This is a genomic window from Pseudoxanthomonas sp. 3HH-4 (genome assembly GCF_006716465.1).
In the GTDB taxonomy this organism is placed as follows: domain Bacteria; phylum Pseudomonadota; class Gammaproteobacteria; order Xanthomonadales; family Xanthomonadaceae; genus Pseudoxanthomonas_A.
On record NZ_VFPB01000001.1, the window covers coordinates 421266 to 445179 of the forward strand.

The following is a 23914-nucleotide window of genomic DNA, read 5'->3' on the forward strand; positions in this document are numbered from 1 at the left end:
CATGAACGATCTCGACTTGCCTCACGTGGCGCACCGCGCGCTCGACATTCCCGATGTCGACAAACTGGCCATCGCCGGTTCGGAGCACCCGCCGCGCATCCTCATCCTGTACGGCTCGCTGCGTCCGCAATCCTTCAGCCGAAAACTGGCCCTGGAAGCAGAACGTCTGCTGCAGCATTTCGGTGCGGAGACGCGCGTGTTCCATCCGCACGACCTGCCCATCCTGGACAGCGTGGGCGCGGACCATGCCGAGGTGCAGCGGCTGCGTGCGTGGTCGCAGTGGTCCGAAGGCCAGGTCTGGGTCAGCCCGGAACGCCATGGCACGCTCAGCGCGGTGTTCAAGAACCAGATCGACTGGCTGCCGCTGTCCGAAGGCAGCGTACGACCCACGCAGGGCCGCACCCTGGCAGTCATGCAGGTGTGCGGCGGCTCGCAATCGTTCAACGTGGTCAATGCGTTGCGCGTGCTGGGCCGCTGGATGCGCATGGTCACCATCCCCAACCAGTCGTCCGTGCCGAAGGCCTGGCAGGAATTCGATGACGAAGGCCGCATGAAGCCCTCGCCGTACTACGACCGCGTGGTGGACGTGATGGAGGAACTGGTGAAGTTCACCCTGCTGGTGCGCGACCGCAGCGATTACCTGACCAGCCGCTACAGCGAACGCAAGGGCGACCTGGCGTCGCGCGCCGCGACGGCTGCGTCCGGCGTGGTCGAGCAGGCCCCGCCTGTTGCGCCCTTGCCTGCTGTCTCACGGCGGGATAGGGCCGCCGCCCCTGAGAAGGCCTGCTGCGGGCCCGCCTGCTGCGCCGCGACGTAGCGATAACCGGGCAAGCGGGGTTTCTAGTGCCGAGGCGGGTCGCTTATACTCCCCCCCACTATCAAGGCGCGCCGCCGACATGCCCCATTCCCTCGCCGACAAGAAGAAGGCGCTCACCCGTGTGCGTCGCATCCGTGGCCAGTTGGATGCGCTTGAGCGCGCGCTGGAGGAAGGTGCGGATTGCGCGCCCGTGCTGCAGCAACTCGCTGCGGTGCGCGGCGCGGTCAATGGGCTGATGTCGGAGATCCTGGAAAGCCACCTGCGCGAGGAATTCGCGCAGCCGGCCGCCACCCCCAAACAACGCGAGGCCGGCATCGATGCCGCCGTCGCGCTGGTCCGTTCCTATTTGAAGTAAGCAGGAGTACCGCCATGAAATCCCGTGCCGCCGTCGCCTTCGCCGCAGGCGAACCGCTGAAGATCGTCGAGATCGATGTCGCCCCGCCCCGCAAGGGCGAGGTGCTGGTGAAGATCACCCACACCGGCGTCTGCCACACCGATGCGTTCACGCTGTCCGGCGACGATCCGGAAGGCCTGTTCCCGGTCGTGCTGGGTCATGAAGGTGCCGGTATCGTGGTCGAGGTCGGCGAGGGCGTGACCAGCGTGAAGCCGGGCGACCACGTCATCCCGCTGTACACCGCCGAGTGCGGCGAGTGCCTGTTCTGCAAGAGCGGCAAGACCAACCTGTGCACGGCGGTGCGCGCCACCCAGGGCAAGGGCGTGATGCCGGACGGCACCTCGCGCTTTTCCTACGAAGGCCAGCCGCTGTACCACTACATGGGCTGCTCGACCTTCAGCGAATACACGGTGGTCGCCGAGGTCTCGCTGGCGAAGATCAACCCCGATGCGAATCCGGAACACGTCTGTCTGCTCGGCTGCGGCGTGACCACCGGCATCGGTGCCGTGCACAACACGGCGAAGGTACAGGCGGGCGACTCGGTCGCGGTGTTCGGGCTGGGTGGCATCGGCCTGGCGGTGATCCAGGGCGCGCGCCAGGCGAAGGCCGGCCGCATCATCGCCATCGACACCAATCCTTCCAAGTTCGAGATGGCGAAGCAGTTCGGCGCCACCGACTGCGTCAACCCGAAGGACTTCGACAAGCCGATCCAGCAGGTCATCGTCGAGATGACGGGCTGGGGCGTGGACCATTCGTTCGAGTGCATCGGCAACGTCAACGTCATGCGTGCCGCACTGGAATGCGCCCATCGTGGCTGGGGCCAGAGCGTGATCATCGGTGTCGCCGGTGCCGGCCAGGAGATCTCCACGCGCCCGTTCCAACTGGTCACCGGCCGCAAATGGATGGGCACGGCGTTCGGCGGCGTGAAGGGGCGCTCGCAGCTGCCGGGCATGGTCGAGGACGCGATGAAGGGCGACATCGAACTCGCGCCGTTCGTCACCCACACCATGCCGCTGGAGGACATCAACGAAGCATTCGACCTGATGCACGAAGGCAAGTCGATCCGGTCGGTGGTGCATTACTGAGATGACCATGTTCTTTGAAAAGTCGCCCTTTGACGCGACGCCTGACGTAGCGATGGAGGGCGGCGCCCTCGACCAGGAAGCCCGCGATGCGATTGCGCGACTGGGTGAACACGACCTGCTGAAGATCGATCAAGCGATCCTGTCTTCGCTGGGTCGGGAGTGGAAGAAGGCGGGTTTCATCACTGCAGGCGTCATGATTGCCGCCCCGGACGAATACGAGGATCTGCCGGAGATGTTCTACGCATCCCGGATCCGGGTGCTTGCCGAGGCATCGCGCATCGAGACGAAAGGCGATGCGCGTGCATTGAAGACCTTCGAGATCCGTCTGGCGCCCGCAACGGGAGTTGCCTGACATGACGACCGAGCGCATCGAACACCGTGCCTGCTTCGGCGGCTGGCAGGACGTCTACCGCCATCGCTCCGAGGTGCTCGGCTGCGACATGACGGTGGGCGTCTACTTTCCGCCACAGGCCGAGCAGGAGCCGTGCCCGGTGCTTTACTGGCTCAGCGGCCTGACCTGCACCGAGCAGAACTTCATCACCAAGGCCGGCGCGCAGCGTTACGCCGCCGAGCACGGCATCATCCTGGTCGCACCGGACACCAGTCCGCGTGGCGATGAGGTGGCCGATGCCGACGGCTACGATCTGGGCAAGGGCGCGGGCTTCTACGTCAACGCGACTCAGGCACCCTGGGCCTCGCACTACCGGATGTACGACTACATCGTCGACGAACTCCCGGCCTGGATCGAAGCCGATCCGGCGGCGAACGATCGGCGTGCGATCAGCGGGCATTCGATGGGCGGGCATGGCGCGTTGACGATCGCGTTGAAGAATCCTGGCCGCTATCGCAGCGTGTCGGCGTTTTCGCCGATCGTCGCGCCCTCGCAGGTGCCGTGGGGCGAGAAGGCGTTTACCGCCTATCTTGGTGAGGACCGTGCGGCTTGGAGAGCGCACGACACCGTCGCACTGGTGGCGGGCGCGCAGGAACGGCTGCCGCTGCTGGTCGACCAGGGTGATGCGGACGAGTTCCTGCGCATGCAGCTGAAGCCGGAACTGCTGCAGGCCGCAGCCGAGGCTGCCGGCCATCCGCTGACGCTGCGTCTGCAGCCCGGCTACGACCACAGCTACTACTTCATCGCCAGTTTCATCGGCGACCACATCGCTTACCATGCCAAGGCCCTGCACCGATGAGCCTCGATCACGCTGCAACCCCGTCCGTACCGCTGGTGTTCTACGTCCGTCTGCGCGTGAAGCCGGAGTGCGTCGACGAATGGCTGCGTGCGGTGCACGATATCGTCGATGCGATGTCGAAGGAGGACACGTTCCTGTCGTGTGCACTGCATCGAGACGCCCACGACCCGACGCTGTTCACCCTCTATGAACGCTGGGCCGAACCCGACGTGGCCACCTTCCTCGAGCAGCAGGACAAACCCTACCGTCGCGACTACGAGGCGCGGTTGCCCGAGTTGCTGCAGGGACCGCGCGAACCGCAGGTACTCGTGCCGTTGGCCAGCTGGCCGTAACCGGACTGGGTCGGCAGTGCGTAGTCGTTGACATCGAACATTGTCGGCGGAAACGCGATGCATCGAAGGCGTAGAGCGGGCTCAAGCCCGCCGTCCCTTGACCATCGGGTCACCGCGATGGTGGGCCAGGGCCCACCCTACGTGGGCACGTCGGCGAGTGCGTAGTCGGTGAACGCGAAGCGCCCATCGCGCAGTTCGGTATCGCCCTTCGTCACCCCGAGGGGCGCCGTGAACATCGGACCGGCCGAGACGCAAGTGTGGAACTCGCCGTTCTCGCCGCACGGGTCCACACCCGCCGGCAGTGCATCGAGCAGCCCGGTATCGAATGCACGCCCGGCGAAGGAGGCATCGAGTTGTTGCGTGTCCACGCAGCACAGATCCGCGTGCAGGCCGCCGTCGATCATCTCGCGCGCGAGCTTCGCCGTGTCGCTGCCGAACAGTGGTGTCAGTACATCCCAGCCGATGCGTGCCAGGTTCTGCACGCGGTACGCGCGGATGTCCTCCAGGAACAGGTCACCGAATGCCATCGTGCGCAGGCCGGGCCAGCGCTGAGCGGCGTCCGCCAGCGCGTGCGTCATGGCGCTTTCGTAGTCTTCGTTGGTGCAGGCCGCCGGAATCATGGCCTCGATCAAGGGCAATCCGGTCGCGTCCGCCTGTGCATGAAGGACGCTGCGCCGGATGCCCTGCATCGACACCCGGTCGTATTCCTCGGTCACCGTAGTCAACAGGCCGACGACGTCCACGTCGTCTCGCGTGCGCAGGACACGCAGCGCCCACGCCGCATCCTTGCCGCCGCTCCAGGCGAGCAGGACAGGAACGCGCACCGCCATCAGGCGGCGGACACGTCGCGCCCACACCGCGACTTACGCGGCGGACACATCGCGCAATTCCCAGGCATGCCCGGCCAACAGACGCAGGCGATGCTTCAGTACCTGCCCGGGGATGGAGGAGGTCGCCACCAGCAGGATGCTGAGATCGTCCTGCTGGCCACGCACCGTCGCGGCATCGTCGGTGACACCGAGGCCGGGATCGACTTCATCGGGTTCTTCCTGGCGTGCACGCCACCGCTCGAACAGGCTGCTGGTGCGCAGCGCATGCTGCAGCTGCGCGGCGAACTCGTCCGCGCCGTGCGCATCGAAACTGAAAGCCGGATCGCCGCCGCGTGCGCGGGCGGGATTGGGCAGACTGATGTAGTAGCGGACCGCCATGGCGCCCCCGGTTCAAGCCAGGGCCATAGCGTAGCCCTGCCGCGTTAGGCCGTCGTTATGTTGCCTTGAACGGTGCGGGCGGCGCGGCGAAGGCGGCCACGACGGCCCCTTTGCCCACGTTGACCATGCCGGTCAGGCTCATGACGCTTTCGAACACCTCGACCTTGTTGTTCTCGCAGATGTCGCGCAGGCGCTGGTAGCCGGGCAAGGCGCGCAGTTCCGACAGTTCGCCACCGTAGCTCAGGCAGACGGTCGGCGTCATCAGGCCGGCCATCACCCGGTTGCCGGTGAACTTGAACATCTGTTCGACCGCATTGTCGAAGCCCTTGATCTTCGCCACTGGCTCGGTGTTGCCGGCATGGCCGTACAGCACGGGTTTGATGTCCAGTGCGCTGCCCAAGGCTGCGCTGAGCAGGCCGACACTGCGATCGCCTTTGGTGCGCGCGCGATTGCGCAGGTAGTACAGGTCGCGCGGGATCATGTAGCCGTGTGTGTTCTGCGCCAGTTCTTCCAGGCGCACGCGGATCTGCTGCACGTTGGCGCCGGCGTCGCGCATGCGCACCGCTTCCACCGCGGTGATGCCCTGCGCGGCGAACAGGTTCTGCGTGTCGATCACCCGCAGCGCGAACGGCGAATTGTGGCCCGCGGCCTGCCGCACGGGCTTGTAGTCGTTGAGGATGGCGAAGCTGGCCTGCATCGCATTCTCGTGGATCGGCGAGCGCGTCTTGGTGATCGTCATGCAGAAGACGTGGTCGTAGTCGATCACCAGCCGGCCCAGGAACAGGTCGCGGATCTGGTTGACGGTGAACGGCGTGGTTTCCGCCTCGTGCCCGCGCTCGGCCACGTGCGCGTGCAGGAAGCTCAGCGTCGCCTGCTCGTCGCGATGGTCTGCGAGTACGGCTTCGCCAATGCGCACCGTGATCGGCAGGATCACGATGTTGTGTTGTTGCAGATACTCCAGCGGCAGATCGCACGCCGAATCGACGACTATTCCAATGCGCATCTCAGCCCCTCCCGGCATCCATCGCATTTGCTCTTATCTCCGCAAAACTAGCGGACATCCACCGGCAAGTCGTCGCGTAAACGCGTGAAGTGTGAGTGCCGTCACCTTTTGCGCGCCTGCGACACAGGAGAAAACGTGGGCTGTGTCGGACATCGGTTGAGGTATATGCCCATAGTTTATGTGACTCACATCACATAATTGCCAGATTCCGGCTTGTCGGTGGAGGGGCCCGGCCCGACACTCGCCTCGAACGCGATGGGGCAACATGAAACAGGGGTGGTGGTCGCTACTGCTGCTTCTGGCCCTGCTGCCAACGATGGATGTGCGAGGGGAGAACATCGCGCGCATTGATCGCATCCAGCCACTGGCGCTGGAGCAGCAGGCCGGACAGCGCGCCGGATTGTTCTCGGAACGCCGCTTCGACGACGGTGGCGCCACCGTGCGCGTGATCGGCAACGGTGAATGGCGCTTGGAACCCACGCCCGGCGTGCGTGAGCCGCTGCTGGTGTTCTATCACCCGTATACCGCCCGCGTGACCGTGCTGGACGAAGCGGAGGGCACGCCACGCCGACGCGATATCTTCAGCGCCGACCTCGATCCGCAGTACAGCCGACGTGCGCTGGTGTTCCCCTTGCAGGGCGACGGGCCGGTGTACGTGAAGGTGGAGGGCGCGCGTTATCCGCTGCATGTGTCGGTGGAGTCTGGCCCGTCCTACGCTGTCGCCGACCTGTGGCACGTGCGGCTGGTGCTGCCGGCGATCGGCGTGGTGCTGGGCGTTTCGCTGGCGGTGCTGCTGTTCTGGGCCGTGCTGCGCGAGCGCGTCTACCTGCTGTACGCCGGCGCCATGCTGTTCCAGTTGCTGTACGCGCTGTGCTCGTACGGCGAAGCCTACGCATGGCCTGGGTTGTCCCTGCTGGCGCGCTTCGGTGCGCAGGGCATCTGGGGCACGGGCACGCTCGCCACCATCCTGCTGGTCTACCTGTGGCTGGACTACGCTGGCCTGCGCCGGGTCGCGCCGCGGCTGGCGTGGCTGGTGCGCGTCGTGGGTGCCTACGGGTGTGGCCTGACCCTGCTGCTGTTGCTGTTGCCGTGGCCCGCCGACAAGGCGTGGTTCCCCGACATCGCCAACGCGCTCTTCCTGCTCACCAATGCCATCGCGCTGGTCACGCTGGTGGTGGCCTGGCGTCGTGGCCAGCGGCATGCGGCCTACGTGCTGATCGCGTGGGTGCCGCTGCTGGTGTTCACCATGACGCGGGCACTGCGCTTCAGTGCCGGTGAGCGAGCCGAGCCGTGGCTGGAATACGGCCTGCCCTGGGTGCTCGCCTTCACCGCCGTGGTGCTGGCGCTGGGCCTGGCCGACCGCATGCTGACCTTCCGTCGCGAACGCGACCGGGCCAAGGCGCACGCCGAGCGCGATGGGCTGACGGGCGTGCTCAACCGGGGTGGCATCGAACACCGCCTCGACTGGGCCCTGATCGAGCGGCAGCGCGAAGGCATTCCGGTCTCGCTGCTGTTCATCGACCTGGACCACTTCAAACAGGTCAATGACCGCCACGGACATGCCCTGGGCGATGCCTGCCTGCGCGCGGTGACGCGCGTGATCAGCCAGCGCTTCCAGTACGGCGACCAGTTGGGCCGGCTGGGCGGCGAGGAGTTCGTCCTGGTGCTGGCCGGTGTGGAACTGCCGGCCGCGGTCCGGTTCGGCGAAGAAGTCGGCGAACGCATCCGCCGTGACTGCGCGAGCGTGGAAGGCGTCCCCGTGGGCGTAACCGCCAGCATCGGTGCCGCGCACGCGCGCGATGGCGATACGGTGACCTCGCTGATCGCGCGCGCGGACCATGCCATGTACGCGGCCAAGCGTGCGGGCGGCGACCGCGTGGTGGGCGAAGACGCGCTATCCGTGCCGTCGCACACCACGAAGGCGCCCGAAGGCGCCCCCGTGGACTGACGCCCGCGCGGCGTCGCCTACTTCGAATACGCCCGCGGCAGCGGACCGGCCTGCTGCAGGTAACGGTCGCGCAGCTCGGTCTGGCGCGAGCGCATCGGGATCGCGCGCCCACCCAGCCATACCTGCTCGGCGGTGTGCGCTACATCGAGCGGATCGCCGCTCCACAGCACCAGGTCGGCCAGCTTGCCCGGCGCGATCGTGCCCACCCGGTCGCCCACGCCGAATGCTTCCGCCGGCACCCGGGTCAGGCCGGCCAGGCCGTCTTCCCAAGGCAATCCGTTGGCCACCGCGTTGCCCGCCAGCTGACGGATCTTGCGTGCGTTGTGCGAGGCATCGCCGGCCTGCGAGAAGCTGACGCCCACGCCCGCCGCGTCCAGCCGCGCCGCGTTCTCCAGCGTGGCGCCGATCTGGTCGAAGTCGGCCGGCAGGTCCGCGAGTGCATCCACGAACACCGGCACCTTCGCCTGAGCGAGTTGGGGCGCCAGCTTCCACGCCTCAGCACCCCCGGCGATGGCGATGCGCACGTTCTCGCGCTGCGCCCAGCGCAACAGCTGGCGGATATCCGCCGCACGGTTCACCTGCACGACGATGCGGCCATTGCCGGCGAGATAGCGCGCCAGCGTCGCGCGGCCGGCTGGCGTCAACAACGCATGCGGCGAATCCGCCGGCACGCGACCGCGCGCTTCGGCCACCATCTGGTCCAGCAGCATCCACTGCGCCGCGCGCGACTTGCCGCTCAGGTCGGACGCGCCAGCGCCCAATCGCACGAACAGCGCACGCGGGCCGACCGGGTCGGCACTGCCGTCTAGCCGCATCACGCCACCCTGTCCGGCGATGAAGGAACCGCCCGTCGACGCCGCCAACAAGGTGAAGCCTATGCCTTCCACACGCGTCACCGGGATCACCACCGATGCCGGGTTGTAGGCCAGCGTCACGTCGAACTCCGGCCGCATCGGCTGATCGGTCAACGTCACGGCCGCATCGACCGTGGACGCTTCCCCCGACACTTCTTCCACACCGATCTCGGTGATGCCGCCGAAGAACGCCGGCGTCAGCGGACGGCCATCGGCTTCGACCACCGTCCCAGCGGCGGGTGCGGCCAGCGCGGTACCGACAGCCTGCACCACGCCATTGCGCACCAGCACGTCCGCGTTCTTCAACGTGCCCTGCGCCCCGGCGGTGTGCACGGTGGCATTACGGACAAGGACGTCTTGAGCGAGCGTGCTGAACGAGGTGGACGCGAATGCGATCGCCACGGCTAGCACCTTCACCGTCGTCCCAGCGAACGCTGGGACCCATTTTGACGTTGAGCTGTTGCGGCAAAGCAAAAGCAAGGTGGATCCCAGCATGCGCTGGGATGACGACAAGGACACATCCTGCGCGCGGCTCACGGCATCACCTCCTGGCCCAGCATGAAGTCCGACACCGGTTGCCTGCTGCGGTCGTTGCGGTCGTAGATGCGCGCGCCGTCGATGTAGACCTGCTCGGCCTTGGCGTACACGCTGAAGGGGTTCTGGTTCCACAGCACCACATCGGCCATCTTGCCGGCCTCCAGCGTGCCGGTGCGCTCGGCGATGCCCAGTGACTTCGCTGCGTTGCTGGTCACCCAGCGGATCGCGCGTTCCGGCGCGATGTCGCCCATGCCGGCGCGGCGCGCGTTCGCCATCACCTTCGCCGCTTCCTGGTTCAACCGCTGGATGCCCTCGTCCGAATCCGAGTGCACGATGGCGCAACTGTTGGCCGGACGATCCACCAGCGCGATGTTTTCCTGGATGCCGTCGAAGGCTTCCATCTTGAAGCCCCACCAGTCGGCCCACAGCGCCCCGCACACGCCATCCTGCGCCAGTCGGTCGGCCAGCTTGTAAGCCTCCACGCCATGGTGGAACGCGGTTACCTTGAAGCCGAACTCCTTCGCCAGGTCGAGCATCGTGGTCATCTCATCGGCGCGGTAGCAGTGGATGTGCACCAGGATCTCGCCGTTGATCGCGCCTGCCAGCGTGTCCAGCTTCAGGTCGCGCTTGCCGCCGGCATCACCCCCGCTGTCCGTGCCTTCACCGCCACTGGCGCGTTCCCACCAGCGCTTCCGCTTCGGCTGTTGAGGCTTGGGCGCGTTCTTCTTCAGATACTCGCTGGCATCGATGAAGGCGGCGCGGTAGCCGGCCACGTTGCCCATGCGCGTGGCTGGGCCGGCCTTGCCGCCGTAGACGCGCTTGGGGTTCTCGCCGCAGGCCATCTTCAGGCCCCACGGCGCACCCGGGAACTTCATGCCCTGGTAGCTGGTGGACGGCACGTTCTTCAGCGTCACACCGCGGCCGCCGACCAGGTTGGCCGAACCCGGCAGGATCTGCATCGACGTCACGCCGCCGGCGAGCGCGGTGTGGAAGCCCGGATCCTGCGCCCAGATCGAATGCTCGGCCCACACGTTGGCCGTCACCGGCGCCGTCATCTCGTTGCCGTCGCTGTGCGCCTTCACGCCCGGGCTGGGATACACGCCCAAGTGCGAATGCACGTCGATCAGGCCGGGCGTGACCCACTTGCCCGTCGCGTCGACGCGCGTGGTGCCTTCCGGTGCGGACAGGCCGCGGCCGACCGCCGCCACCTTGCCATCGGCCAGCAGCACGTCCGCACCGTCCAGGCGCTCGCCGGTGCCGGTCAGCACGGTCGCGTTGGTCAGCAACACGGGTCCGGAACCGATCGCCCTGTAGGTGCTGGGGTACGGGTCCTGGGTGAAGCGGGAGGCGGGCGTGGCGGCATGCGCGCCACTCCCCAACGCAGCCAGGACCAGCCCGGCCAACAAGGTCATTCGCATGGTGTATCCCCTAGAAGAGAAGCGAAACCTAACCGGCCCGGGCGCACTCTGCCAAGTACGCGTGTCGCAGTCGTGCCAGAATCGCCGCAAACAACAAAAAGAAGAGGAGCCCCATGAAAGACAAGAGCGAAATCGTCGACAACTGGCTGCCGCGCTACACCGGCGTGCCGCTGGACCAGTTCGGCGAGCACGTGCTGCTGACCAATTTCGGCGGCTACCTCAACGTGTTCTCGCAGCTCACCGGCGCGCCTATCGTGGGCCTGGACCGGCCGATGGCCAGTGCCACCGCCGATGGCATCACCATGATCAACTTCGGCATGGGCAGCCCCAATGCCGCCACCATGATGGATCTGCTGTCGGCCATCATGCCCAAGGCGGTGCTGTTCCTCGGCAAGTGCGGCGGGCTGAAGCGCAAGAACCAGCTGGGCGACCTGGTGCTGCCCATCGCGGCCATCCGCGGCGAGGGCACCAGCAACGATTACCTGCTGCCGGAAGTGCCGGCGCTGCCGGCGTTTGCGTTGCAGCGTGCGGTCTCCACGATGATCCGCGACCTGGGCCACGACTACTGGACCGGCACGGTCTACACCACCAACCGCCGCGTGTGGGAACACGACGTCGCGTTCAAGGAACGCCTGCGCGCGATGCGCTGCATGGCCATCGACATGGAAACCGCCACCGTCTTCGCTGCCGGCTTCGCCAACCGCATCCCCGTCGGCGCCCTGCTGCTGGTCAGCGATCAGCCGATGATCCCGGAAGGCGTGAAGACCGAAGCCAGCGACGCGAAGGTCAGCTCGTCATTCGTGGAGAACCACATCACCGTGGGGATCGAAGCGCTGAAGCTGATCCGGCGCAACGGGAAGTCGGTGCGGCATTTGCGGTTTGATGAGTAGTTAACAAAGAGAATTAGGCAGGTCACGCAAAGGAGTTGCAATGGCTAAACCCAAGAAAGACCAGTATGAAATTGATCCCGTTGATGGTTTGAAGCGAGGAGTGATTGGTGCGTGGGGTGTGGAGGACAAGCACGAGCGAATGCAGAAATACATCTTTGCGTCGCATGCTGCTAGAAGAAAATTCTGGCGTGAGTATGGCAAGGAGACCGGGTTCGTTGATCTCTACTGCGGCCCCGGCCGAGCACGAATACGCGAAACAAACGTTGTGGCCGATGGGAGCGCCGTTGTAGCGGCAAAGAGAAGTGAGGCTTGTACTCCGTTTCAGCGCTATGTAATTGCGGACATCGATAAGGAGCTTCTGGCGGCCTGTGAGAGCAGGCTGCGGGCGGTGGGCGTCAGCAATATTTGCGCTCTTTGTGGTCCTGCGGAGGAAACAGTTCGTCCTGCCATCAATGCGCTTCACAAAGGTGGGCTCAACCTTGCTTTCATCGACCCATTCAATGCGAACCTGCCGTTCTCGGTAATTGAGACGCTTGGGGAGCTCAATAGGATGGATCAACTTATCCACTTCAGCGTCATGGACTATCGAAGAAATCTGTCGACCATGATGCAGGATGGGCGCTTGGATTCACTGGCTCCTGGCTGGCAGAAAGTTGTGTCGAAGACGATGGGTGTCGATGAACAGCGAAACGCTGTTTTCTTTCATTGGAAGGGACTTCTGGAATCTAAGCTGCGTTATAAGGTTTCGGACACGATAGTTCGTGTGCGGGGTCCCAATCGTGCGGAAATTTACTGGCTAGTATTCGCTTCAAGGCATGATCTCGGCGGCAAGTTGTGGCGCGAGATCGCAAACCTAGGTCCTCAACGTGGACTTATCTGAACGTGACCACAAAATCCAGAATCGAATGGACTGAGAGTACTTGGAATCCCGTGGTTGGCTGCACCAAGCTGAGCGCAGGTTGCAAGCATTGCTACGCGGAGACCATGGCGCGGCGCCTGCAGGCGATGGGTGTCGCCGGCTACGAGCAGGGTTTCAAGAAGGTGCGGACACTGCCGTTCCGCCTTGATGAGCCTCTCAAGAAGAAGCAGCCGACGGTCTACTTCGTCAACTCCATGAGCGACCTCTTCCATACCGCAGTGTCGGAGAGTTTCATTGATCGCGTGTTCGACGTCATGACGCGCTGTCCGCAGCACACATTCCAGGTCCTCACCAAGCGAGCGGAGCGGATCTCCGACTACAGTCAGGAGCGCGCGATTCCAGCCAACGTCTGGATCGGGGTTTCCGTCGAGAACAAGCGCCACGGTGTGCCGCGTATCGCACACCTCCAGTCGGCCAAGGCGAGCGTGAAATTCCTCAGCGTCGAGCCGTTGCTGGAGGATGTCGGAAAACTTGATCTGACTGGCATCAACTGGGTGATCGTGGGGGGCGAATCCGGCCACGGAGCACGTCCGATGAAAGAGGCGTGGGCGCTGAACATTAAGCGGCAATGCGAGGAGCAGGGCGTCCGCTTCTTCTTCAAGCAGTGGGGTGCGTTCGGCGTGGATGGTGTCAAACGCGACAAGAAATCCAATGGGCGCGAGCTGTTGGGTCGCACCTGGGACGCCATGCCGGAATATGCGCACGTCTGAAAGAAAGCCATGCACGCAAGCTTCATCGAGTCTTCGCTCAGATGAACGCTTCTAGGGACCTTAGGGAGATCAGGATGAAGGACGACATCGCGCGCGGGTGGCAGGTGGGTGTGACGACACTGATACTGACCATGGCTAGCACGGTTGCTGTGGCGAGGGAGACTGCCGCAGACACCGAAGCCCGCAACGCCGCTGCCGGGTTCGCCATCACCACCAGCCTCACGTTGCTGGAAGCGCTGGGCCAGCAGTGCGGCACGTACGAAGGCGAGACAGGCCACCGGGCGCGCGCAGCGCTGCAGGGTTGGCAGCAGCGCAATCACCGCTATCTGGAGCCCTCGCTGCAGCGCGTGCTCATGTTGACGGACGCCGTCACCGCGGCTGGCGGAGAGGCAGAAGGCAAGGCGTTCGCCGACGCGCGCAAGGCGGAGTTCACCGGCGCTACGCGCAAGGCGCTGCTGGAGATGTTTCCCGACGGTGCGGTGACCCCGGCGGCGTGTGCGCGTATCGCGGCGGCCACCGAAGAAGGTGCCTACGACTACCGCCAGCACGCCGAATTCTTTGCGACACTGCAGGCCCTGGAACACGGGAGCAAAGCGAAATGACCCACGACATTCAGTCGCAGGACGTCATCACCTTCTGGAAGAACGCCGGCTACGAGGAGTGGTTCTCGCGCGACGACGCCTTCGATGCCGACTTCGACCAGCGCTTCCGCGGGCTGCATTTCCGCGCCGCGCGGCGCGAGCTGGAAGGCTGGATGGGCGATGCCGAGGGCGCATTGGCGCTGGTGTTGCTGTTGGACCAGTTCCCGCGCAACTGCTTCCGCGAGAGCGCGCATTCCTACGCCACCGACGGCCTGGCGCGGTACTACGCCTCACGTGCCATCGACGCCGGCTTCGATGCACAGGTGGATCCGGCGCTGAAGATCTTCTTCTACATGCCCTACGAGCATTCCGAAGCGCTGGACGACCAGCAGCGTTCGCTGGACCTGTTCCGTGCCACCGGTGACGAGAACTACATCAAGTACGCGCAGTTGCACTACGACCTGATCGCCCGCTTCGGCCGGTTCCCCCATCGAAATGAGGCGACGGGCCGCATCTCCACTCAGGAAGAGCGCGATTACCTGGCCAGCGGCGGTTTCTCCGGATGACGTAGGGTGGGCCTTGGCCCACCGTCGTGGTGAATGGTGGGAGCCTCGATGCAGGTCGCGGTTCGATGTCCCGGGTGTGGTGGGCCAAGGCCCACCCTACGCGCGACGTCAGTAGCGATGCCGAAGACATTTCCGGTCGCGACTGACCTCGCTCCCACGGCGCCGCAAAAAAAAGGCGGGCCGAGGCCCGCCTTTTCGTTCTTGGAGCTAGGGGCGATCAATACTTGCTGAGCGTGCCATCCACGTCATCGGCCCAGGCATTGATGCCGCCGGTGACGTTGTGGACGTTGGTGAAGCCCAGTGCGCGGAACTCTTCCGCTGCCTGCTGGCTGCGGCCGCCGCTGCGGCAGAGGAACGCGAGCGCGGTGTCCTTCGGCAGCGCTTCCAGTTCGGCGCGACCGTTGCCGTCGAAAGTCTTGAAGGGCAGCTTCACCGACGCGATGGTGCGTTCGTCGGCCGGGCGGACGTCGACCAGCAGCGCTTCGCTGGCGCGGACCTTCGCATCGGCGTCCATCGGCGACAGCGCCTGCACCGGCTTGGGTGCATTGGGGTTGTCGATGGCCAGGCCCTTGCCGCGGATGTCGTCCACCCAGTCGATGGTGATGCCGTCGGCGCGTCGCGCGCTGGCCAGGTCGAACTGCACGCGCACGCCGTTGGATTCGCTGGCGATGGCGTTGGCGTCGAATTGCGCCAGCTGGAAGTTGGGCTGGTATTGCGCATTGATCGACAGCGCCAGCGCGGCGCCCGGGCCCGCATCGGCGACCGCGTTCTGCAGCATCTCGGCGGCCGCCGCGGTGATGGTGATCGCCGGCGGCGTGCGGTCGGGGGCCTGCAGGCCCAGCACGGTGGCCAGTTCGCCGGAGTTGGTCATCTGCTCGATGATGTCGCTGCCGCCGACGAGCTCGCCGTCGATGTACAGCTGCGGGATGGTCGGCCAGTCGCCGTAGACCTTGATGCCTTCGCGGATCTCCTGGTCGGCCAGCACGTTGACGTGGGCGTAATCCACACCCAGCGCCGACAACGCGCCCACCGCCTTGGCCGAGAAGCCGCACTGCGGCATGGTGGGCTGGCCCTTCATGAACAGCACCACGCGGTTGGACTGCAGGAGGGATTCGATGCGCGAGCGCAGGGCGGGATCAAGGGACATGGACAGGCACCGGTAAGCGTGAAGGACGAGCGGAGGGGGATTTTACGCCCCGTGGCATCATGGGGCATGACCACGCCGGGAACACTGCATCGTCCGCCACGCCGTCCCGGCCTGATATTGGGCCTGCTGGCGCTGTCGCAAGTGGGCGTGGCCTGGCTGTGGTGGCGGTTCGGCTGGACGGTCGGCCTACCCGTGATGATGGCCACGCACCTGCTGGTGGTCTGGGCCACGCTGTACCCGCGCGCCACCCTGTTCTGCCCGGCACTGTCGCGGCTGCCTACGGACGAGCGCGTGGTGTGGCTGACCATCGACGACGGCCCGTCCGATGAGACCCCGGCGATTCTGGATCTGCTGGACCGTCATGGGGCGAAGGCGACGTTCTTCCTGGTAGGCGAGCACGCGCTGGCACGGCCGGCGAGCGTGCAGGCCATCCGTGACCGCGGCCATGGCATCGGCAACCACAGCGCCAGCCATCCGGACACGCGGTTCTGGCGCCTGGGGCCGGGGGCGATGGAAGACGAGATCGGCCGCAACCAGTCCATCCTGACCGCCATCACCGGCGATACGCCGCGCTGGTATCGCAGCGTGGTGGGCATGACCAACCCCTTCGTCGGCCTGTCGCTGAAGCGCCACGGCCTGGCCCGCGTGGCATGGAGCGCGCGCGGCTTCGATGGCGTCGACTGCCAGCCGGACGAGGTGCTGGCGCGGATCACTCGCGACATCGCGCCCGGCGCCATCGTGCTGCTGCATGAAGGCGCGGCGCACGGCCACAACATCGCCATCCTTGCCGAACTGCTGGCATGGCTGGAGGTGGAGGGCTATCGCGCGGTGCTGCCGGAATCCGATACAGCCGCCGCCGCGGGCGTCGCCGTCGCGTAGGGCACCCGCGCCCCGGATCGGGCGTGCCCGCGTTGCGGGTCCTGCGGGAACGTGCTTTCAGGCGCCATCCACGCCTTCTTCCACTATTTCCCGAAGCTGCGTGCGCAGCTGGTCATAGAGATCCACTACATCGAAACGCTCGCCGGCCTCGATCCTCTTGAGCAGCATGTCCTGGGGATGGAAGGTCAGGGTTGACCGAAGATACCGGATCGCCGGGTCCCGACCATACTCATCGCTGATCATCCACCAGTCGTAGTCTGGCTCGGTGTTGACGAACACCTTGCCGAACGCCAAGCCCAGCGCCTGGATCGTGTATTCCGATTCCGGGTCGATCACCCCCGAATCGAGCGTGCGCTGGATCAGCAGCAGATCGCCTCTTGATCCATCGAGTTCGGCCTGTACGATATCCATCACGGTTTGCCGGGCATGGACCAACGAACGGGCGATGCGCTCAATGTCGTCCCGGGTTGGAGCTTCAATCATCTGTGGTATCCGTGCATTGCGCCATCACGCCATCGCCAGCAAGTGGTGCGCGACCGGAAATGCGAGGCGCGTCCATTCGGTGTACATCGCGGCGGAGGGATGCAGGCCGTCGTCGGCCAGCATCGCCGCTTCGCCACCGCGTGCGCGGCTGATGGCGGTGATGTCGACGAAAACGACGCCGCGCTGCGCGCAGACCTCGCGCGCAGCAAGGTTGTAGGCATCCAGCTCGCGTGCGATCTGCGCGACATCGCGGCCGGACTGCGCGGCGAACGGCGTGACGCCCCAGTCGGGGATCGACAGCACGAGCACGCGGTCGGGCCGGTTGCGCGCGAAGCCGATGGCGCGCCAGAGCAGGGCGGCGAACTGCGTGCGGTATTCATCCACGTCGCGGCCGCGGTACTGATTGTTCACGCCGATCAGCAGGGTGACGAAGTCGTGTTCGCCCAGCGGTTCGGCGGCGGTGATCGCGGCGTCCAGTTCGCCGGTCGTCCAGCCGGTGGTGGCGATGATGCGTGGGTCGCCGAGCAGCACGCCTTCCCTCCGCAACAGGCGCGCCAGCTGCATCGGCCAGCGGCCGGCTTCGTCCACGGCTTCGCCGATGGTGTAGGAGTCGCCGAGCGCGAGGTAGCGCAGCTCGGTGGTGAGGGCGGTGGTGTGGGGGGCGGAGATCGTGGTCATGGGCGAATGATGCGCTCTTCGGATCTACTGTAGGAGCGACGTGAGTCGCGACCGTGAATCCGGGCGGCCTGGAAGATGTCGAGCACCCGAGACTTCGCCAGCGGCGGTGCCCTGCTCGCGCTCGAACAGAGCCCCACGTTTGGTCGCGGCGTGTGGTCGCGACTCACGTCGCTCCTACAGGGGCAACGCGCTTACGCCGCCGCCGGCCGCGATTTGCCCTTGATCGGCACCACCTTGGTGGCCGCTTCTGCGCGGCGCGACAGGGCGCGGTCGATGCGGGCGAAGACTTCGCGCATCGTGGCCGCTTCCGGCAGCAGGGTGACGCGGAAGTGGTGGCGGTACGGCACGTTGAAGCTGGAGCCGGGCACGACCAGCACGCCTTCGGTTTCCATCAGCTCGAGCGCGAACGCATGGTCGTCGAAGCCCTTGACCGCATCGCCGACCACCGCCGGGAACGCGTAGAGCGCACCGGCCGGATTCACCAGGTCCAGGTGCGGGCTGGCCTCGCAGGCCTCGATCACCGCGCGGCGGGTTTCGTACAGGCGGCCACCCGGCGCGCACAGCGCGCTGATGGTGTCAGGGCCGTTGACCGCGGCTTCGATGGCGTACTGACCGGGCACGTTGGCGCACAGGCGCAGCGCGCTGAGCAGGTCCATCGCATGCAGGAAATCGCGCACCACGTCGCCGTGGCCGGACACCATGCCCCAGCCCACGCGCCAGCCGCAGGCGCGGTGCACCTTGCTCAGGCCGCTGAAGGTGATGCACGGCACGTCGCCCGCGAGCGGCGCCACCGGCACGAAGGTCGCACCGTCGTACAGCACCTGGTCGTAGATCTCGTCGACCATCAGCAGCAGGCGGTGCTTGGCCGCGATGGCGACGATGCGCTCCAGCAGCTCGCGCGGGTAGGTCGCGCCGGTGGGATTGTTCGGGTTGATCAGCACGATGGCGCGGGTGCGTGAACTGATCAGTTGCTCGATCTCGTTCGGATCGGGCTGGAAGTCGTTCTCGGGATCGCAGCGGTAATAGACCGGGCGGCCGTCGTTGAGGATGGTGGCGGCCGACCACAGCGGATAGTCGGGCGAGGGCACCAGCACCTCGTCTCCGGGGTTGAGCAGGGCACGCAGCGACAGGTCGATCAGTTCCGACACGCCGTTGCCGACGAACACGCGGTCCGGATGCGCATCGGGCGCGCCGCGCGTGGCGTAGGCGGATGCGATGGCCTCGCGCGCCGAGGGCAGGCCCTGCTGGTGCGTGTACGGGTCGGTGCGGCCCATGTCGTCGGCAATCGCGCGCTGCAGGTGTTCCGGCGCACGGAAACCGAACGCGCCCGGATTGCCGATGTTGAGCTTGATCAGCTTCTGGCCCCGCGCCTCCAGCTCCCGGGCTCGCCGCGCCAGTTCGCCCCGGATCTCGTAGCGGACTTCGGACAGGCGTTCGCGCGTGGCGAGCGGTTTGACGGGAGGGGTGGACATGGCGACGACCGCGAAAGGGCGAAAGCGGGAAGGAGGGGCAGCTTAACGGATATTTAGCCTGTCCGGCCCCGCCGGCTTCAGCCCCCGTCTAGAATGCGCGCCATGCCCGAAACCCCTGCTCCCAGCGTGTCCGACGTCACCCTTCTGCGGTCCATTGGCTGGCCCTACACGGGTGAACCGGAGGACTGCGCATGGCGCGAGGCCATGGCGGCACACCCGACGGCCACCCCGGCGCGCGTTATCGAGCAGCACCGCTCTGGCTACGTGGTCGCCGATGCGCCCGGCATGGGGGTGAAGGCCGAGTCGCTGCCGGAGTGGCAGCGCCCCCGTTTTCCGGCGCATGAGCGACCGGCCGTCGGCGACTGGGTGCTGCTGGAAGACGCGGCATCGAAGCGTCCCCGCATCGTCGCCCTGCTGCCGCGCCATACCGGCATCAAGCGCGGCGCGGCCGGCGAGCATTACCACCAGCAGGTGATCGCGGCGAACATCGATACCGTGTTCATCGTCTGTGGCCTGGATGCCGACTTCAATCCGCGCCGGATCGAACGCTACCTGCTGCTGGTCGGCGGTGGCGGCGCGCAGCCGGTGGTCGTGCTGACCAAGGCCGATCGCACCGAGTACGCCGACGACGCGGTCGAGGTGCTGGCCGACCTCACCGCGCAGGGCGTGCCGGTGTTCACCGTGAATGCGAAGGATCCCGCCAGCGTCGCGCAGCTGGCACCGTGGCTGGATCCAGGCCACACCGTGGTGCTGGTCGGCTCGTCCGGCGCCGGCAAGTCCACGATCACCAACACGCTGCTCGGCGACGAGCGCATGAAGACCGGCGAAGTGCGCGAGAGCGATTCGCGCGGGCGCCACACCACCACCTACCGCGCGCTGATTCCGCTGCCGGCCGGTGCGTGCCTGATCGACACGCCCGGCATGCGCGAGCTCAAGCCCACCGGCGAGGAAGACCTGGCCGACGGCGGTTTCGCCGACATCGAAGCGCTGGCCGCGCAGTGCAAGTTCCGCGACTGCTCGCACGATCGCGAACCGGGCTGCGCGGTACGCGCAGCGATCGACAGCGAGGAGCTGGACGAAGGCCGGTTCCTCAACTACCTCAAGTTGCGCGACGAAGTCGCCGCCGCCGCCGATAAGCTGGCCTCGCGCCTGGCCGACAAGGCCAATGCGAAGGTGCAGAACAAGGCGTTGAACAAGCGGCTCACCGACAAGTACGGCAAGCGCTGACCGCCAAGGTTAGTCAGTAGGAGTGAGGTCCATGCGCGTTGATCTAGCGCTTTTCGATGGCGATGAGTTGTTGGATCGTGGCGAGCTTTCAGTGGGCAGCACAGAGCTGACCAGTGCATTTGCCCTGTTCCAGGCAACTTACAAGCTGGGACCGGATGCAGCCGACATCGTCCTCGCCGATTTCCTGGCTCACATAGATCTCAAGACTGTCAACCTTGATATGCCCATCCATGAGTCAGCGGATTGGGAATCTATCGAGGTAGGCAGGTACACACTGACTTTCTGGTGCCGACTGGATGCCTGACAATGCCGGTGATGGTCGGGATGAGGGTCGATCAATCCCAAAGGTTGATGAACCCGGTAATGATCAACGCATTGCTGAAGTCGATGAAGAACGCGCCCACCAGCGGCGCCACCAGGAAGGCGCGCGGCGCCATGCCGTAGCGCTCCACCAGCGTACGCATCACCGCCATTGCATTCGCTGTGGTGCCGAGCATGAAGCCGATGAAGCCGCCTCCCATCACGGCGGCGTCGTAGTCACGGCCCATCACGCGGAACACCACGCCGCAGAACAACGCCACCAGCGCCGCCTGCAGCGCCAGGTTGACCAGCAGTGGCGCGGCCAGTCCCGCCAGTTCCCAAAGCTTGAGGTTCATCAGCGCCACGGCCAGGAACAGCGACAGGCACACGTTGCCGACCAGGTCGGTGGTCGCCACCGGCAGACCGATCCAGTGGGTGCGATCGTCGATGTAGCGGATCATCGCGCCCACCAGCATCGCGCCGACGTAGGCTGGCAGGGTCATGCCGATGGCCTCCAGGCCATTGCTGACCCCCGCACCCAGCCACATCGCCACCAGGATCACCACGATGCTCTTCAGGGCGGCGTGCTCGCGCGTGGCGAAGTCGGGCGTATCGCGCGCGCCCGCGGGCTCTGCCGCGGATTCGTCCGGCGCGCCCAGGCGCACGCCGCCGTAGAGCTTGTGGCGGCGGATCAGCACCGTGGCCACCGGGCCACCGATCAGGCCACCGCACAGGATGCCCGCCATCGCCGCCGCGACCGCGATGGATTCCGCCCCGGCCACGCCGGCCTGTTCGAACAGCGGCGCGAACGCGAGGCCGGTCGCGGGACCGCCGGTCAGTGTCGTGGAGCCCGCCAGCACGCCGAACAACGGATGCAGGCCGAAGCCCATCGCCACGGCCATGCCCAGCAGGTTCTGCACGATGGCGAATCCGGTGGCGAGCAGCAGGAACACCACCACCTGGCGGCCGCTGATCTTCAGCAGCGCCACGCTGGCGTTGACGCCGATGGTGGTGAAGAACGCGATCATCAACGGCGTCTGCAGGCTGGTGTCCAGCGTGAACAGCGTGATGTCGTGCCTGCGTGCCAACAGCACCCCCAACGCGACGACCAGGCCGCCGATCACCGGTGCGGGCAGGTTGTAGCGGGAGAACAGCGGGACGACGCGGCAGAGCGCATACCCGAGGAAAAGGGCCAGGCCGGCGAAGGCCAGTGTCTGTACCGCATCGAGCTCCAGCATGCTGCCCCCGCAACCGATGGAAGAGGGTCGAGCATAGTCGAGGCGCGGGCGCTTGTGCCGGCCGCTCCATGCACTGGGCTAAAGTGTGACGGAAGGAGGACGCATGCCGGCCGACATCGCCCATCACGCCGCACTCGACGCACGCCTGGTCCGGGCCGTGCGCGGCATCAAGCTGCTGAGCCTGGCCAGCTGGCCGGCCGATGTGCAGGCGCCATTCCTGGACGGCGTGGCGCGCGGACAGCCGCAGCTGCCGGTGATCGCCTATCCGCGCCTGGATTTCAGCGAGGCGCGCCGCGAACTCGCGGATGTCGCAGCGGCCGCCGACGATGCGCATCCGCTCGGTCGCTACCTGCGCGAATCCGTGCACAGCTGGGACATCGCCGCGCAGTTGCTGGAATCCTTGGGCACGCCGGCGGTGACCACCCATTCGGTTGCCCTGTTCGGCACGCCGGAGGCATGCCTGCCCGGCGACGGCCCCACCACGCGCGATGCCGCCGGTCACTTCATCGCCATCGCCAACGAACTGGACCACGAACTGCTCGCGCCGGAGGAACAGATCCCGGTGTCGGCAACGGCATTGCAGCTGCAGTTGCAGGCGGACCTGGACGACTTCTTCGATGGCCGCGTCATCACCGTGGAGCTGGACCGCAACCTGATCGCGAAGGCTGCTGCAGGCGCCACCCGCATCCGCCTGCGCCACGGCGCGGCCTTCAGCGACTACGACCGCCGCCAACTGCTGCAGCACGAGGCGCTGGTGCATTCGCTGACCGCGTTGAATGGTCGCGAGCAGACGGTGCTGCCCAGCCTGGCGCTGGCGTCGCCGCGCGTCACCGCCACCCAGGAAGGGTTGGCGACGTTCGCCGAGCAGATCACCGGCAGCATCGACATCGAGCGGATGAAGCGCATCAGCCTGCGTATCGAGGCGGTGGCGATGGCGCTGGCCGGCGCCGACTTCATCGAAGTCTTCCGCTACTTCACCGACGCGGGCCAGAACCCCGCCGAGAGCTTTTCGTCCGCGCAGCGCGTGTTCCGTGGCGTGCCGACATCCGGAGGTGCGGCCTTCACCAAGGACACCGTCTACCTGCGTGGCCTGATCGGCGTACACACGTTCTTCCGCCGCTCGCTGCAACAGGATCGCCTGCGGGTGTGCCGTCGCCTGTTCGCCGGCAAGATGACGCTGGAGGACGTGACGATGTTCGAGCCGATGTTCGAAGCCGGCGTGCTGGTGCCGCCGCGCTGGCTGCCAAGCTGGGTCAGCCGCGCCAATGGCCTCGCGGGGATGCTGGCGTTCTCGCTGTTCGCCAACCGCATCCGCCTGGACCGGTTGTCGGACGACACCTAGCCACAAAGTGCTAGCCGCGCCGTCAGCCGCCGATGGCACACTGGCGGCATGAGTTCGCCCGCCATCCTTGTCGCCGACGACCATCCGCTGTTCCGCAATGCGGTGATCCACGCGCTGCGCGAAGCGCTGCCCGGCGCAACGGTGTCCGAGGCCGCCAGCGCGGCCAGCCTGGGCCAGGCGCTGGACGCGCGGCCGGAAACCGACCTGGTGCTGCTGGACCTGAGCATGCCCGGCGCGCACGGCTTCTCGGCGCTGCTGCATGTGCGCGGCGAGCATCCCGAAGTGCCGGTGGTGGTGATCTCGTCGAACGAACATCCGCGCGTGATCCGCCGCGCGCAGCAGTTTGGCGCGGCCGGCTTCATTCCCAAATCGTCGCCGGCCGAGACCATCGGCGAGGCGGTGATCGCCGTGCTGGACGGAGGCGCCTGGTTTCCCCCGCTGACGGTGGAGCGTTCGGAACAGGATGCGGCGCTGGCCGCACGGCTGGCGCAGATCACCCCGCAGCAGTTCCGCGTACTGCTGTGCCTGGCCGACGGCCTGCTCAACAAGCAGATCGCGCACGAGCTGGGCCTGGCGGAGAACACGGTGAAGGTGCACGTCACCGCGGTCCTCAAGAAGCTGGAATGCCACAGCCGTACACAGGCGGCAGTGCTGGTGAAATCGCTGGAACCGGAAGGGCCGCCGCTGGCGTGAGGC

The 23914-nt window shown here is 66.2% G+C and carries 27 protein-coding genes; 17 read left to right on the forward strand and 10 right to left on the reverse strand.

What is annotated here, in order from left to right; translation table 11 throughout:
- Window position 1 precedes the first annotated feature (1 nt).
- The 6 genes from arsH to FB548_RS01925 all read left to right on the forward strand — a co-directional run bounded on the left by arsH (window position 2) and on the right by FB548_RS01925 (window position 3818).
- Window positions 2-817: an arsenical resistance protein ArsH gene (arsH, locus tag FB548_RS01900; protein WP_142123073.1), complete on the forward strand. Its 816-nt coding sequence runs from the start codon at window positions 2-4 to the stop codon at window positions 815-817.
- A gap of 79 nt (window positions 818-896) precedes the next feature.
- On the forward strand, window positions 897-1172 hold the full coding sequence (frmR, locus tag FB548_RS01905; RefSeq protein ID WP_142123074.1) for a formaldehyde-responsive transcriptional repressor FrmR: 276 nt from the start codon (window positions 897-899) through the stop codon (window positions 1170-1172).
- 14 nt (window positions 1173-1186) lie between these two features.
- The gene (locus tag FB548_RS01910; protein WP_142123075.1) at window positions 1187-2296 is read left to right on the forward strand and encodes an S-(hydroxymethyl)glutathione dehydrogenase/class III alcohol dehydrogenase; all 1110 of its coding nucleotides are present in this window, start codon (window positions 1187-1189) and stop codon (window positions 2294-2296) included.
- Between the two features lie 7 nt (window positions 2297-2303).
- Window positions 2304-2648, forward strand: coding sequence for a DUF3658 domain-containing protein (locus tag FB548_RS01915; protein ID WP_185741936.1), 345 nt, complete (start codon window positions 2304-2306; stop codon window positions 2646-2648).
- 1 nt (window position 2649) lies between these two features.
- Window positions 2650-3486 carry an S-formylglutathione hydrolase gene (gene fghA, locus FB548_RS01920; RefSeq protein ID WP_142123077.1) on the forward strand — a complete coding sequence of 279 codons (837 nt, stop codon included), beginning with the start codon at window positions 2650-2652 and terminating at the stop codon, window positions 3484-3486.
- Window positions 3483-3818 (forward strand): putative quinol monooxygenase, encoded by a 336-nt coding sequence (locus tag FB548_RS01925; protein ID WP_142123078.1) that lies wholly within the window; start codon window positions 3483-3485, stop codon window positions 3816-3818. Before fghA ends, FB548_RS01925 begins: the two co-directional genes overlap by 4 nt.
- A gap of 137 nt (window positions 3819-3955) precedes the next feature.
- Here the strand turns inward: FB548_RS01925 and FB548_RS01930 are convergent, their stop codons facing one another.
- Genes FB548_RS01930 through FB548_RS01940 form a run of 3 tightly spaced genes read right to left on the reverse strand, consistent with a single transcriptional unit; the run spans window position 3956 to window position 6029 of the window.
- Window positions 3956-4648: an adenine nucleotide alpha hydrolase gene (locus FB548_RS01930; protein ID WP_142124060.1), complete on the reverse strand. Its 693-nt coding sequence runs from the start codon at window positions 4646-4648 to the stop codon at window positions 3956-3958.
- A gap of 33 nt (window positions 4649-4681) precedes the next feature.
- Window positions 4682-5026, reverse strand: a complete 345-nt coding sequence (locus tag FB548_RS01935; RefSeq protein WP_142123079.1) for a hypothetical protein — start codon at window positions 5024-5026, stop codon at window positions 4682-4684.
- A gap of 55 nt (window positions 5027-5081) precedes the next feature.
- Window positions 5082-6029: a DegV family protein gene (locus tag FB548_RS01940; protein ID WP_142123080.1), complete on the reverse strand. Its 948-nt coding sequence runs from the start codon at window positions 6027-6029 to the stop codon at window positions 5082-5084.
- A 265-nt stretch (window positions 6030-6294) separates the two neighbouring features.
- Here FB548_RS01940 and FB548_RS01945 point away from each other — a divergent pair, with 265 nt between their 5' ends.
- Window positions 6295-7977 (forward strand): diguanylate cyclase, encoded by a 1683-nt coding sequence (locus FB548_RS01945; protein WP_142123081.1) that lies wholly within the window; start codon window positions 6295-6297, stop codon window positions 7975-7977.
- 17 nt (window positions 7978-7994) lie between these two features.
- Here the strand turns inward: FB548_RS01945 and FB548_RS01950 are convergent, their stop codons facing one another.
- Window positions 7995-9248 (reverse strand): amidohydrolase family protein, encoded by a 1254-nt coding sequence (locus tag FB548_RS01950; RefSeq protein ID WP_345775910.1) that lies wholly within the window; start codon window positions 9246-9248, stop codon window positions 7995-7997.
- Between the two features lie 116 nt (window positions 9249-9364).
- On the reverse strand, window positions 9365-10786 hold the full coding sequence (locus tag FB548_RS01955; protein WP_142123082.1) for an amidohydrolase: 1422 nt from the start codon (window positions 10784-10786) through the stop codon (window positions 9365-9367).
- A 113-nt stretch (window positions 10787-10899) separates the two neighbouring features.
- Between FB548_RS01955 and FB548_RS01960 the strand changes: the two genes are divergently transcribed.
- From FB548_RS01960 to FB548_RS01980, 5 genes are all read left to right on the forward strand, one after another.
- Window positions 10900-11676, forward strand: a complete 777-nt coding sequence (locus FB548_RS01960) for an AMP nucleosidase (RefSeq protein ID WP_055937943.1) — start codon at window positions 10900-10902, stop codon at window positions 11674-11676.
- A gap of 40 nt (window positions 11677-11716) precedes the next feature.
- Window positions 11717-12556: a three-Cys-motif partner protein TcmP gene (gene tcmP / locus FB548_RS01965; RefSeq protein ID WP_142123083.1), complete on the forward strand. Its 840-nt coding sequence runs from the start codon at window positions 11717-11719 to the stop codon at window positions 12554-12556.
- Window positions 12557-12558: 2 nt separating this feature from the next.
- Window positions 12559-13305, forward strand: coding sequence for a phage Gp37/Gp68 family protein (locus tag FB548_RS01970; RefSeq protein WP_142123084.1), 747 nt, complete (start codon window positions 12559-12561; stop codon window positions 13303-13305).
- A gap of 74 nt (window positions 13306-13379) precedes the next feature.
- Entirely contained in the window at window positions 13380-13907 is a 528-nt protein-coding gene (locus tag FB548_RS01975) for a hypothetical protein (RefSeq protein WP_142123085.1), read from the forward strand.
- On the forward strand, window positions 13904-14452 hold the full coding sequence (locus tag FB548_RS01980; RefSeq protein WP_142123086.1) for a DUF924 family protein: 549 nt from the start codon (window positions 13904-13906) through the stop codon (window positions 14450-14452). Before FB548_RS01975 ends, FB548_RS01980 begins: the two co-directional genes overlap by 4 nt.
- A 217-nt stretch (window positions 14453-14669) precedes the next feature.
- On the opposite strand, the gene grxD is transcribed toward FB548_RS01980, so the two are convergent.
- Window positions 14670-15599: a Grx4 family monothiol glutaredoxin gene (gene grxD, locus FB548_RS01985; RefSeq protein ID WP_142123087.1), complete on the reverse strand. Its 930-nt coding sequence runs from the start codon at window positions 15597-15599 to the stop codon at window positions 14670-14672.
- A 66-nt stretch (window positions 15600-15665) separates the two neighbouring features.
- Here grxD and FB548_RS01990 point away from each other — a divergent pair, with 66 nt between their 5' ends.
- Entirely contained in the window at window positions 15666-16478 is an 813-nt protein-coding gene (locus tag FB548_RS01990; protein WP_142123088.1) for a polysaccharide deacetylase family protein, read from the forward strand.
- Window positions 16479-16535: 57 nt separating this feature from the next.
- Here FB548_RS01990 and FB548_RS01995 read toward each other — a convergent pair whose 3' ends face one another.
- The 3 genes from FB548_RS01995 to FB548_RS02005 form a co-directional block, all read right to left on the reverse strand.
- Window positions 16536-16889: a DUF3806 domain-containing protein gene (locus tag FB548_RS01995; protein WP_185741937.1), complete on the reverse strand. Its 354-nt coding sequence runs from the start codon at window positions 16887-16889 to the stop codon at window positions 16536-16538.
- A gap of 96 nt (window positions 16890-16985) precedes the next feature.
- Window positions 16986-17639, reverse strand: coding sequence for an SGNH/GDSL hydrolase family protein (locus FB548_RS02000; protein WP_142123090.1), 654 nt, complete (start codon window positions 17637-17639; stop codon window positions 16986-16988).
- Window positions 17640-17830: 191 nt separating this feature from the next.
- Window positions 17831-19111, reverse strand: coding sequence for a pyridoxal phosphate-dependent aminotransferase (locus FB548_RS02005; RefSeq protein WP_142123091.1), 1281 nt, complete (start codon window positions 19109-19111; stop codon window positions 17831-17833).
- A 102-nt stretch (window positions 19112-19213) separates the two neighbouring features.
- Between FB548_RS02005 and rsgA the strand changes: the two genes are divergently transcribed.
- Together rsgA and FB548_RS02015 are read left to right on the forward strand one after the other, a co-directional pair.
- On the forward strand, window positions 19214-20338 hold the full coding sequence (gene rsgA, locus FB548_RS02010) for a ribosome small subunit-dependent GTPase A (RefSeq protein WP_142123092.1): 1125 nt from the start codon (window positions 19214-19216) through the stop codon (window positions 20336-20338).
- A gap of 31 nt (window positions 20339-20369) precedes the next feature.
- Window positions 20370-20642: a hypothetical protein gene (locus FB548_RS02015; protein WP_142123093.1), complete on the forward strand. Its 273-nt coding sequence runs from the start codon at window positions 20370-20372 to the stop codon at window positions 20640-20642.
- Window positions 20643-20673: 31 nt separating this feature from the next.
- On the opposite strand, the gene gltS is transcribed toward FB548_RS02015, so the two are convergent.
- Window positions 20674-21876, reverse strand: coding sequence for a sodium/glutamate symporter (gene gltS / locus FB548_RS02020; protein ID WP_142123094.1), 1203 nt, complete (start codon window positions 21874-21876; stop codon window positions 20674-20676).
- 103 nt (window positions 21877-21979) lie between these two features.
- On the opposite strand from gltS, the gene FB548_RS02025 reads away from it, so the two are divergent.
- Window positions 21980-23218 (forward strand): flavohemoglobin expression-modulating QEGLA motif protein, encoded by a 1239-nt coding sequence (locus tag FB548_RS02025; RefSeq protein WP_142123095.1) that lies wholly within the window; start codon window positions 21980-21982, stop codon window positions 23216-23218.
- Window positions 23219-23266: 48 nt separating this feature from the next.
- Window positions 23267-23911 (forward strand): response regulator transcription factor, encoded by a 645-nt coding sequence (locus FB548_RS02030; protein WP_142123096.1) that lies wholly within the window; start codon window positions 23267-23269, stop codon window positions 23909-23911.
- The last annotated feature ends 3 nt before the right edge of the window (window positions 23912-23914 follow it).